At 65.5% G+C, this 11,011-nt stretch carries 8 protein-coding genes; 4 read left to right on the top strand and 4 right to left on the bottom strand.

What is annotated here, in order from left to right:
• Positions 1-159: 159 nt before the first annotated feature.
• From BLW02_RS18765 to BLW02_RS18755, 3 genes are all read left to right on the top strand, one after another.
• Entirely contained in the window at positions 160-915 is a 756-nt protein-coding gene (locus BLW02_RS18765; RefSeq protein ID WP_244273762.1) for a helix-turn-helix transcriptional regulator, read from the top strand.
• Positions 916-965: 50 nt separating this feature from the next.
• Entirely contained in the window at positions 966-1,559 is a 594-nt protein-coding gene (locus BLW02_RS18760; protein WP_092701496.1) for an IMPACT family protein, read from the top strand.
• Positions 1,560-1,661: 102 nt separating this feature from the next.
• A complete protein-coding gene (locus BLW02_RS18755; RefSeq protein WP_244273761.1) occupies positions 1,662-4,562 on the top strand; it encodes a bifunctional diguanylate cyclase/phosphodiesterase in 2,901 nt (966 codons plus the stop codon).
• A 57-nt stretch (positions 4,563-4,619) separates the two neighbouring features.
• Here BLW02_RS18755 and BLW02_RS18750 read toward each other — a convergent pair whose 3' ends face one another.
• From BLW02_RS18750 to BLW02_RS18735, 4 genes are read right to left on the bottom strand one after another with little or no spacing between them, the layout of a single operon-like run.
• Positions 4,620-5,765: an NAD(P)/FAD-dependent oxidoreductase gene (locus tag BLW02_RS18750; RefSeq protein ID WP_092701493.1), complete on the bottom strand. Its 1,146-nt coding sequence runs from the start codon at positions 5,763-5,765 to the stop codon at positions 4,620-4,622.
• A 13-nt stretch (positions 5,766-5,778) separates the two neighbouring features.
• Positions 5,779-7,341 carry an amidase gene (locus BLW02_RS18745; protein ID WP_092701490.1) on the bottom strand — a complete coding sequence of 521 codons (1,563 nt, stop codon included), beginning with the start codon at positions 7,339-7,341 and terminating at the stop codon, positions 5,779-5,781.
• A gap of 30 nt (positions 7,342-7,371) precedes the next feature.
• On the bottom strand, positions 7,372-8,358 hold the full coding sequence (locus BLW02_RS18740) for a Bug family tripartite tricarboxylate transporter substrate binding protein (protein ID WP_092701487.1): 987 nt from the start codon (positions 8,356-8,358) through the stop codon (positions 7,372-7,374).
• Positions 8,359-8,400: 42 nt separating this feature from the next.
• Positions 8,401-9,765 (bottom strand): D-serine ammonia-lyase, encoded by a 1,365-nt coding sequence (locus BLW02_RS18735; protein WP_092701484.1) that lies wholly within the window; start codon positions 9,763-9,765, stop codon positions 8,401-8,403.
• A 93-nt stretch (positions 9,766-9,858) separates the two neighbouring features.
• On the opposite strand from BLW02_RS18735, the gene BLW02_RS18730 reads away from it, so the two are divergent.
• Entirely contained in the window at positions 9,859-10,815 is a 957-nt protein-coding gene (locus tag BLW02_RS18730; RefSeq protein ID WP_092701481.1) for a LysR substrate-binding domain-containing protein, read from the top strand.
• Positions 10,816-11,011: the final 196 nt, after the last annotated feature.

The following is an 11,011-nucleotide window of genomic DNA, read 5'->3' as shown; positions in this document are numbered from 1 at the left end:
CTGGCCGTATACCGCGAGTTGCTGATCAACAGCCCGCAGCACTCCACCCTCGTTCATTGAAACCCAGGGTGTTGCACTTCACTTTTGAATCCGCCGGTACTAAAACCGTATGGACTCCAGGACATGGCCTGCTTCCCCATGATAAAAACCGAAGAACGCATGACCTCCCTGCATGCGTCACGAAGCGAAAACGAACCTGATTTTCAACAACGTGACCTCACTCTTTTCAAAATTCTCTCGCCACATGTATGCCGCGCACTGGCCATCTCCGAAATGCTGGATATCAGGGCGATCAGATCGGAAATGCTGGAAAACACATTGAATGGGCTTGTTGCTGGTGTTTTTCTTACAGCACGCGACGGTCACGTCGTATATTTGAACCATGCTGCTGAATGCCAGATCAAAATGGGCAATGCGATTCACTTGGTAAACAATCGGATTGTTCCCACGGATTTGGCGGCTCGCAATGCGCTGGCAAAGGCGATGAAAGAAGCAGCGCGTGATGATGCGGTGAGGAACATGGGCGAACATTTCGTGGCGATACCCGCTGGATTCGGCGGCGGATACGTTGCGACCCTTCTTCCGATTGAGAGCACTCAGCGCCACGGCATTTTTGCGTCCTTTGCCGCATCGGTCGCAGTTTTCATGCAGGATCCTGTTCAGGCGACATGCATGCCGGGTGAGGCCTTCGCCAAGCTGCACGGGCTCACCGGAGGCGAACTGCGCGTGCTGCTGGCGCTTTCCCAGGGGCTGAGCGGCACGGAGGCGGCCGATATGCTGGGTATCAGTGAGCCGACTATTCGCACACACCTGCAGCACATATTCTCCAAGACCGGCACGTCCAAGCAACTCGACCTGCTGCAGCTGTTGCATCACTCGACGCCACCGATTCGCACCTTAGAGCCTGCACATTGAATCCGGCGAGCCTGGCACTGGGTCTGGCACGCGCGTTAAGCTCGCGCCCCATGCCCCAGACCCTGGCTGCGCCCGCGCACAGCGACATCACCATCAAGAAAAGCCGCTTCATCGGCTGCGTGCAGCCCATGGCCGACCGCGCCAGCGCCCAGGTCCATGTCGATGCGCTCTGGAAGCAGCACCCCGGCGCAGCCCATATCTGCTGGGCGCTGCTGGCAGGCGGGCAATCGGCAGCAGTGGACGACGGCGAGCCCGGCGGCACCGCCGGGCGCCCCATGCTGGACGTACTGCGCCACCAGGACCTCGACGGCGTGCTGGCCACGGTGGTGCGCTACTTTGGCGGCGTCAAGCTGGGTGCCGGCGGCCTGGTGCGTGCCTATACCGACTGCGTGGCCCAGGCCCTGCTCACGGCGCCCAAGGTGCAGCTGCAACGCATGGCCACGCTGCAATGCCTGGTGCCCTATGCGCTCGAAGGCCTGCTGCGCCGCGAGATCGAGGCCGCAGGCGCCGAGCTGCTGCACGTGCAACATGGCTCGCTCGTCACCCTGCAGCTGCGCCTGCCCGAAACCCAGGCCAGCGCCTTTGTGCAGCGCGTCAACGACCACGGCCAGGGGCGCGTCGGCTGGCCCGGTCCAGCGGACTAGCCGCATGGCCTATAAACATATCATCACAAACACTACACTCTTATACAAATATACTCCGCTGGGCACTCTCGCCACCTCGGGCAAGAAGCAACCCACCCGCCCATGCTGATACACACCAGCCACCAGCCCGCAGCACGCCAGTCCATCCGTGCCGTGGGTGCCCTTTTGCTGGTGCTGGTCATGGCACTGCCCTCCCTGCCCGGCATGCGGGGCGTGGCGCACTACCTGCCGCTGCACATGGCGCTGGAGACGCTGGCGATCGTGGTGGCAGCGCTCACCTTTGGTGTGGTCTGGAGCGCAAAGCATGAGCAGTTGCCACGCAACGCGCTGTTGCTGGGCTGCGCCTTCCTTGGCGTGGGCCTGCTCGACTTCGGCCACATGCTGTCGTACAACGGCATGCCCGACTTCATCACCCCCAACTCCACCGAAAAGGGCATTCATTTTTGGCTGGCCGCACGGCTGCTGAGCGCACTGACCTTTCTCGCCGTGGCATGGCTTCCCTGGAGCACCAGCGCCTCGCGGCCCTGCGCATGGTCGCTGCTGGCCATGGTGCTGTTGCTGGTTGCAGCCTTGTACGGGCTGTTTTTTCTGGCCCCGCACCTGTTGCCCGAAACCTTTGTTCCCGGCCAGGGGCTCACCGCGTTCAAGATCGGCTTCGAATATGCATTGATGGCCCTGTACCTGGCTGCCGCCGCGCTGCTGCTCAGGCACATGCGGCGGCAGCGCAGCTTCAACACCAGCGGCCTGTTTGCGGCGGCGTGCACCATGGCGCTGAGTGAGTTTTTCTTCACGCGCTACACCGGCGTCACCGATACCTACAACACGGTGGGCCACATCTACAAGGCGCTCGCCTACGCCTTTTTGTACCGCGCAATTTTTGTCGAAACCGTGCAGCGGCCCTACACCCTGCTGCGCGCCTCGCAACAGCAGCTGCAGGCCACGCTGGACGCCCTGCCCGACCCGATGCTGGAACTCGATGACGAAGGGCGCTACGTGGATGTGCGCGCAGGCCATGCGGGCAGCCTGGCCGCCCCCGCCAGCCTACTGCTGGGCAAGACCCTGCAGGAAGCGCTGCCCGCCGAAGCAGCCGACATCACCCTGGCCGCCTTGGAAGAAGCACGCCAGCAGGGCTTCTCGCGCGGCCGGGTGCTGCCCTTGAGGGTGCCCGACGGCCAACGCTGGTTCGAGCTCTCGGTGGCGCGCAAGCCTCCCCAGCCGGGCCATGGCCAGCACTTCGTGGTCATCTCGCGCGACATCACCCAGCGCCTGCAGAGCGAAGAGGCCATGCGCAAGCTCTCTCAGGCCGTTGCGCAAAGTCCTCTGCCCATCGTCATCACCGACTTGCAAGGCCGCATCGAATACGTGAACGACGCCTTCACCCGCTCCAGCGAATACACTGCCGCCGAAGTGCTGGGGAAGAACCCGAACGTCCTGCAATCGGGCAAAACGCCCGCTGCCACCTACCAGGGCATGTGGGCCCGGCTCCAGCAAGGAAAATCGTGGCAGGGAGATCTCATCAACCGCAGCAAAAGCGGCCGCGAATACACCGAATCGGTGCTCATCTACCCGGTGCGCAATGCAGAGGGCGAAGTCACCCACTACCTCGCCCACAAAGAAGACGTGACCGAGCGCAAACTGGCCGCCGCGCGCATCCAGCAGCTCTCGCACCACGACCAGCTCACCGGCCTGCCCAACCGCACCATGCTGGGCAAGCACTTTGATTACGCCATCCGCCAAAGTACCGCCCTGGCCGTACTGTGGATCGACCTGGACCGTTTCAAGGACATCAACGACTCGCTGGGTCACAACGTGGGCGACCTGCTGCTGCTGGAAGTCTCCCAGCGCCTGCGCTCCGATCTGCCCGACGACGCCACGCTGTCGCGCCACTCGGGCGATGATTTTGTCGCCCTGCTGCCCCACACCAGCCAGGACGAAGCCGCCAAGCTCTGCACCGGCTTGCTGGACTTGCTGGCACAGCCGGTGCAGGTGGCGGGGCAAGAGATGTTCGTGACCGCATCCATCGGCATCGCCATCTCACCCGATGACGGCCAGCAGCTCGATTCCCTGCTGAAAAACGCCGAAACAGCCATGTACCGCGTCAAGGAAGAAGGGCGCAACAGCTACCGCTTCTTCACGCCCGAGATGCAGGCGCATTCCTCCCGCATGCTGGCCCTGGGCAACGCTTTAAAACAGGCCCTGCCGCGCGGCGAGCTGTACCTCGAGTACCAGCCGCAGGTGTCGCTGCATGACGACTGCATCATCGGTGCCGAAGCCCTGCTGCGCTGGAACCACCCGCAATGGGGTATGGTGTCGCCGGCCGAATTCATCCCGCTGGCCGAGGCCAACGGCCTCATCGTGCCCATTGGCGAGTGGGTGCTGCAGACCGCGCTGCGCCAGCTGCGCGCCTGGCTCGACAGCGGCCTGCCGATGATGACCATGGCGGTCAACCTCTCGGCGGTGCAGTTTGGCCAACCCGGGCTGACCGACATGGTCAGCCAGCTGCTGCAGCAAACTGGCGTTCCCCCCGAAGGCCTCGAACTTGAACTGACCGAAGCCGTGGCCATGAAAACCCCCGAAGTTGCCGCACAGAAGATGCAGGAGCTGAGCCAGCGCGGCATCCGCCTGTCGATCGACGACTTCGGCACCGGCTACTCGTCGCTCAGCTACCTCAAGCGCTTTCACATCAACCAGCTCAAGATCGACCAGTCCTTCGTGCGCGACATCGGCACCGACCCAGACGACCAGGCCATTGCCACCGCCATCGTCCAGATCGCCCACAGCCTGGGCATGACCACCATCGCCGAAGGCGTGGAAACCGCCGAGCAACTGGACTATCTGCGCGCACAGGGCTGCGACCAGGTGCAGGGCTACCACTTCAGCCGCCCACTGCCACCCGATCATTTCGAGGCTTTTGTGCGCACCAACCTGCAGGCACGCCAGCAGGCACCCGCGCACGCGGTGCAGGCCGAGGTTCAGGCCCCGCCAGCTGGAACCGCTGCATAAAACACAGCTGCAAGCGATTTTCCAGCCAGCGGCAAAGCCCCAAAAGCTCCAATCAGGTCAGCGCAAACGCGCAGGCGACAGCCCTTCCACCCCCACGCCCTCGCACACCAGCTCGTCGGCCAGCGGTTCGCCGCGCAACAGCTGCCGCGCCAGCAACGAGGCGCCCGCAGCACTCTGGATGCCATAACCGCCCTGCCCGGCCAGCCAGAAAAAGCCGGGCACATGGTTGTCCCAGCCAATCACCATGTCGCCATCCGGCACAAACGAACGCAGGCCCGCCCAGGTGTGCGACGGGCGGCGGATCTGGAAGCGGGTCATTTCCTCGATGTGATAGATCCCGGTGGCCACGTCCAGCTCCTCGGGCACCACATCGTGCGGATGCGTGGGGTCGGCATTGGCGGGTGAGCCCAGCAGTTGCCCCGCATCGGGCTTGAAGTAAAAGCTCTCGTCGATGCCGATCACGGCGGGCCAGTGGGTGGCGTCCATGCCCTCGGGCACCGGGAATGTAAACGCCGTGCGCCGGCGCGGCTCCAGCCCGATGGGCGGCACGCCCGCCAGGCCCGCTACCACGTCGGCCCAGGCGCCTGCAGCGTTGACGATGGTGGGGGCGGCAAACACCCGCCCATCGGCCAGCGTCACCTGCCACGCATCGCCTTCGCGGCGCACGGCCGTGACCTCGGCGTTCGTCAGCACCTGGCCGCCGCGCTGGCGCAGGCCACGCAGGTAGCCCTGGTGCAGGGCGTTCACGTCGATGTCGGCCGCCTCGGGCTCGCTCATGCCGGCGGCCACGGCCTCGGGCTTCAGGCAGGGCAGCATCGCCAGCAGCTCGGCCTGTTCCACCCAGCGCACATTGGGCGATGCGGCATGCGCTTCGTCGTAGGTCTGCTTCAGCAGGTCCAATTGGTCCGGCCTGGCGACATAGACCACCCCCCGGGGCGAGAGGATGGGCTCGGTGCCAAACTCGGGTGGCGGCGCATCGTAAAAAGCGCGGCTGGCGCGGGTGAGCGCCTGGATGTTGGGCGTGCCATAGGTCGCCATGTAGAGCGCTGCCGAGCGGCCCGTGGTGTGATAACCGGGCTGCGATTCGCGCTCCAGCAGCAGCACGCTGGCGCCCTGCCCTGCGTCGCCGGGCTGCACCAGTTGCCAGGCCACGGAGGCCCCGGCAATGCCTGCGCCGATGACGATGGTGTCTAGGGTTTGCATCTACTCCTCCTGCTCAAACAGCCGACACCTGCGCGGCCGATGCCGCACGGTCATCGCGCGGCAGGCTGCGGGCGTCGCGGGGATCGGGTGCCACGGTCACGATGGAGGTCAAAGCAGGCTCGGCGTGCGTCTGCATCAGCTTGGCGATGTCGGGCCGGGGCCTTGCCAGCCCTGTAATGCCCTTGAACGCCTGCTCCAGCGCATGCCCCACGCCCAGCGTGTGACGGTCGGCGCGGAAGCGCCCCACGATCTGCAGGCCAAACGGCATGCCCGCATCGTCCAGCCCGCAGGGCAGGCTCAGCGCCGGGTGGGTGGTGAGCGTGGTCACGTACGTCAGCGCCAGCCAGCGGTAGTAGTTGGCCTGCGGTTCGCCGTTGATGTGGCTGGCGAACAGCTCGGTCCAGGCAAAGGGCGATACGGGCGTGGTGGGCGCCAGGATGACGTCGTAGTCCTCGTACAGCTTCTGGAACCGCGCCAGGATGCGTGTCTGCTCGGCCTGCGCCCAGGCGCTGTCCAGCAGCGTCATGGTGGCGCCCATTTCGTAGTTGGCGCGGGTGTTGGGGCCCAGGCTGGCGGGGTCGCGCTCGTAAGCCTCGCGCGTGCTGGCCACAAAGGCCTCGGCGCGCAGCACGTCAAAGCAGCGGTGCACATCGCCCAGGTCGATGTCGATGGCATCGCAACGGGTAAACAGGTGCTTCATGGCCTGCACCTTGCGGCGGAACACGGTGCGGATACCGTTGTCCACAGCGCAGGCGCCAAAGTCCTCGGTATAGGCTACGCGCAGACGGCTCAGGTCCACCGTTTCGGGCAGAAGGAAACCCATCGGGTCCAGCGGGTAGCTCAGCGGGTCGCCCGCCGACATGCCCGCCGATGCGGCCAGTTGCAGACAGGCCTCTTCCACCGTGCGGCCCATGGGGCCCACCACCGAAATCGGCGTCCAGCCCAGCAGCTTGCGCGAGCTGGGCACCACGCCGGGCGATGGCCTGAAACCCACCACGCCACAAATAGACGCCGGAATGCGCAGCGACCCACCCGTGTCCGAGCCCGTGCACACCGGCAGCATGTCGCACGCCAGCGCAGCGGCCGAGCCACCCGACGAGCCCCCGGCGTTCAGGTGGGGGTTGAATGGGTTGCCCGTGGCGCCCCACACGGTGTTGCGCGAATTGGCGCCCGCGCCCATCTCGGGGATGTTGGTCTTGCCCGTGACGATGGCACCTGCAGCGCGCAGGCGCGCCACCAGCACGTTGTCCTCGGCAGGAATGTGCTCGCGGTAGATCTGCGAGCCATAGGTGGTCAGCAAGCCCGCCGTGGCCTCCAGGTCCTTCACGCCCATGGGCAGGCCATGCAGCAGGCCCAACGGCTCGCCGCGCAGCACCGCCTGCTCGGCGGCCTGGGCCTCGGTGCGGGCGCGGTCGTAGCAGGTGGCGGTGACGGCATTCACATAGGGGTTCACCGCCTCGATGCGCGCGATGCAGGCGTCGAGCAGTTCCACCGGAGAAATCTCGCGCGTGCCGATGCGATGGCGCAGTTCGTTGGCCGTCAGCTCGACCAGGGCTTGAGGACTTGTTGTGGTCATCTCGGGTTTGTCTCCTTGTTCACACGGCGCTCAGTCTGCGGTGATGCCAGCGCGCTGTGCGATGGCACGCATCAGCGGCAGCTCCTTGTCGATCAGCTCGGCCAGTGCCGTGGACGGCGCATAGGACGGCTCAAACCCCACGGCGACCATCTTGTCACGCGTTTCGGGGTCTGACACCACCTGGGCCAGCGCCTGTTCCAGCCGCGTCTTCACGGCCGGTGGCAGGCCGCGCGGGGCCACCATGGCCAGCCAGGTGTCCATCTCCAGGCCCGGGTAGCCACTTTCCGCCAGTGTAGGCACCTTGGGCAACAGGGCCGAGCGTTTGCCGGAGGTCACCGCAATGGCCTTGATCTTGCCGTCCTTGAGCTGCGGCAGCGCGGCCGATACGGTGTCCACCGTGAACGGAATCTGCCCACCCAGCAGGTCGGTCATCGCGGGCGCACTGCCCTTGTAGGGCACATGCTGAATCTTCAGACCCGCCGCGTGGAAGAACATCTCGCCCGCAAACTGCGAGGTGGTGCCCGCACCGAACGAGCCATACGAATACTTGTCGGGCGCAGCCTTCACCAGGGCCACGAACTGCTTCAGGTCGTTGGCAGGCACATCCTTGTTGGCCAGCAGGATCAAGCCTGTGCGGCCCGTGATGCCAATGGGCTCGAAGCTCTTGACCGGGTCATACGGCAGCTTGGCGCGCACCGCAGGGTTGACGGTGAAGGTGGTGCCCGAGCTCATGAGCAGGGTGTAACCATCGGGTGCAGCCCGCGCCACCGACGTCGCACCAATCACCGTGCCTGCACCCGCACGGTTGTCGATCACCACGCTCTGGCCCAGCTTGTCGCCCAGCTTCTTGCCAATGAGGCGCCCCAGCACATCGGTGGCACCACCGGGCGGGAACGGAATCACCAGCGTGATCGGCTTGGTGGGGAAGGCCCCCTCTTGCGCCATGGCCGGAGCCCACGCAGTGGCCCCCAGGGCGGCACAGGCGGCGGCAGACAAAAGCAGTTGCTTGCGGTTCATGGGGTTTCTCCAAGGGTCACAAAAATTGGGAAAGCAAAAAAGTCAGCCCTGCGCAGCCAGCACGGCCCGCCCGCGCTGCACAAAGCCCTGGTACTGCGCATCGGGCACCAGCAGGCCGCCCGTGGTCCACACCAGGTGCGTGGCCTGGTGCAGCACGGCGTCGATGCCCGTGCTGCGCAGCCAGGCCTGCCCGGCCGTGGTGCCGGTCAACATCGCCGGGCCGCTGAAGCCTGCGGCGGCCGAGGGCTCGATGCGCTCGCCCAGGGCGTCCAGCACCTGCACCAGGTGCGCAAACAAGGTGTCGTCGGCGACAGTGAACACGCCCGACAGCAGCGGCCGCATCAGCTCGGCCGCCAGCAGCGACGCACGCGGCACGGCCAGGCCATCGGCCTCGGTGCGGTTGGTCAGGCCCCAGTCGTACACCGAGGGGTGACCGCCCACGCTCTGCATCGAATCCGCCAGCATCTGCACCAGAAAACACGGCGACTGCACCGGCTCGGCAAAAAAGCAGTGCACATGCGGCCCCAGCACCTGCCGCAGGCCAAAGGTGATGCCCGCAGGCGCGCCGCCCACACCACAAGGCAGATAGACGATGAGCGGGTGCTCGGCATCCACCGCCACGCCCTGCTCGGCCAGCTGTTTTTGCAGGTGCAGCGCCGCCGCGCTATAGCCCAGCAGCAGCGAGAACGATTGCTCATCGTCCACAAAGTGGCACATCGGGTTGCTGGCCGCCTCGGCGCGGCCTGCGGCCACGGCGCGCTCGTAGTCGCCCGCGTGCTCCACCACCTGCACACCGCGCTGGCGCAGGCGGTCCTTTTTCCATTCTTTCGCGTCAGCCGACATGTGCACCGTGGCCTGGAAACCCAGGGCCGAGGCCACCACGCCAATGCTCATGCCCAGATTGCCCGTGGAACCCACCGCCACCTGGTAGCGGCCCAGCACCTCGCGCGCCTGTGGCGTGGCCAGCGCGCGGTAGTCACCGCCGGGCTCGACCAGACCATGCTGCAGCGCCAGTCGCTCGGCAAACTCCAGCACCTCGTGCATGCCGCCGCGCGCCTTGATGGAGCCTGCCACGGGCAGGCTGTGGTCGGCCTTGATGAACAGCCGACCCTGGTTTGCAGCCATGCCCAGTGCGGATTGCAGCGCGGCAGCGGGCAGCAGCGGCGACTCCACCACGCCCCCGGTGGCAGCCAGTTCGGGGAACACCTCCGCCAGCAGCCCGGCAAAACGGACGAGGCGCGCAGCAGCCGCCTTTGTATCATCCAGACTAATGGTTCTCCCTAATGCGGGCAGTGCCGCAGCGGGCTGCGCCTGCCGGGCCGGGTTGGTCCACAGGGCAGGCTGGGCGTTGCGCAGGCGGCTGGCCAGCAGGGCGTTCACAGCAGTTGAGGGGTCGGCAGATGTCATGGCCAATTTATCTCGATCAGTCTTGCCCACATTCTTCTTCCGTCACGCGCCCGTCACAAACCATTTATATTGAGCGTAGCATTAGTTTTAATAATGGATTTTCGACTCACCCCCTCCCTGCTCGCCTGGCTGCGCAGTTTTGATGCAGCCGCCCGCCACGGCAGCTTTACCAAGGCCGCCGCCGAGCTGTGCATCACCCAGGGTGCCGTGAGCCAGCAGGTCAAGCAGCTCGAAGACTGGCTGCGCCGCCCCCTGTTCCTGCGCACGCCGCGCGCCCTGGTGCCCACGCCCGAGGGCAAATGGCTGGCCGTGGTGCTGCGCGAGAGCTTCGAAGCCATCGAAAGCACCCTGGCCCAGATGCGCCAACCGGCAGAGGCCGCCACCGCCACGCTGAGCTGCTCGCCCTCGTTTGCCATGAGCTGGCTCACGCCCCGGCTGGGCGATTTCTTTCGCCAGCACCCCCACACAGGGCTGCGCGTGTTTGGCGAGTTCCACACGCTGGACCGCACCCGCATGGTGCGCGATGGGGTGGAAGCCGCCGTGCGCTTCGACCTGGGCGGCTACCGCGACCTGAACGCCACCGTGTTCCTGGACGAATGGCTCATCCCCGTGGCCAGCCCCGAGTTCCTGGCCCGCCACCCGCCCATCACCCGCCCGCAGAACCTGCGCGGCGACTGGCTGCTGCACGACGGCAGCGCCTGGGACGGTGCGGACACGTATGAGGAATGGCAGCACTGGTTTGCCGAGATGGGCGCCACGCCTCCACCCTGGGCCGGTGGCCAGCAGTTCAACCTGTCGCAGCTGGCCCTGGGCGCTGCGTTGGCCGGCCAGGGCATTGCCATGGGCCGCGCAGCGCTGGTGCTGCAGGACGTGAAGGCCGGGCGCCTGGTGCCGCTGCTGGGGCGCAGCGTGCTGTCGCGCGCGGCGTATTCATTTGTGACCACCACCCACCCCAGCCCATCAATGGAGCTGGTGCGGGAGTGGCTGGTGGAGGAGGCTCGGCGGTTTTGCGGCGAGCGGGCGCAGGTGCTGCCAGCGCCACAGGGATGAAATGCGGTAGAGGGAGAAGATCCCAGGTCTTCGGAATTTCAGTGTTTTTAGCCTCTAGCGCTTGATAGAAAAGCGCTACCAACTATTGTTTTTGAAGTGTAGGGCCTGTCCGAATTTCTGTGTGTGAGGCTCATTGAACCTTCACCGATTTCGTGAAGCTGGTTGACTATCTTACGTGCTCGATTTCGTGAACCGA

The organism is Acidovorax soli (assembly GCF_900107605.1).
Taxonomy (GTDB): Bacteria; Pseudomonadota; Gammaproteobacteria; order Burkholderiales; family Burkholderiaceae_C; genus Acidovorax; species Acidovorax soli.
Note: the sequence above shows the minus strand (reverse complement) of the source record. Positions and strands in the feature narration are given on the sequence as shown.

Excerpts from the sequence above, each read along its gene's own strand:
- BLW02_RS18750 (WP_092701493.1), bottom strand. The coding sequence starts at position 5,765 with ATGCAAACCCTAGACACCATCGTCATCGGCGCAGGCATTGCCGGGGCC.
- BLW02_RS18730 (WP_092701481.1), top strand. The coding sequence starts at position 9,859 with ATGGATTTTCGACTCACCCCCTCCCTGCTCGCCTGGCTGCGCAGTTTT.
- BLW02_RS18765 (WP_244273762.1), top strand. The coding sequence starts at position 160 with ATGACCTCCCTGCATGCGTCACGAAGCGAAAACGAACCTGATTTTCAA.
- BLW02_RS18760 (WP_092701496.1), top strand. The coding sequence starts at position 966 with ATGCCCCAGACCCTGGCTGCGCCCGCGCACAGCGACATCACCATCAAG.
- BLW02_RS18735 (WP_092701484.1), bottom strand. The coding sequence starts at position 9,765 with ATGACATCTGCCGACCCCTCAACTGCTGTGAACGCCCTGCTGGCCAGC.
- BLW02_RS18755 (WP_244273761.1), top strand. The coding sequence starts at position 1,662 with ATGCTGATACACACCAGCCACCAGCCCGCAGCACGCCAGTCCATCCGT.
- BLW02_RS18745 (WP_092701490.1), bottom strand. The coding sequence starts at position 7,341 with ATGACCACAACAAGTCCTCAAGCCCTGGTCGAGCTGACGGCCAACGAA.
- BLW02_RS18740 (WP_092701487.1), bottom strand. The coding sequence starts at position 8,358 with ATGAACCGCAAGCAACTGCTTTTGTCTGCCGCCGCCTGTGCCGCCCTG.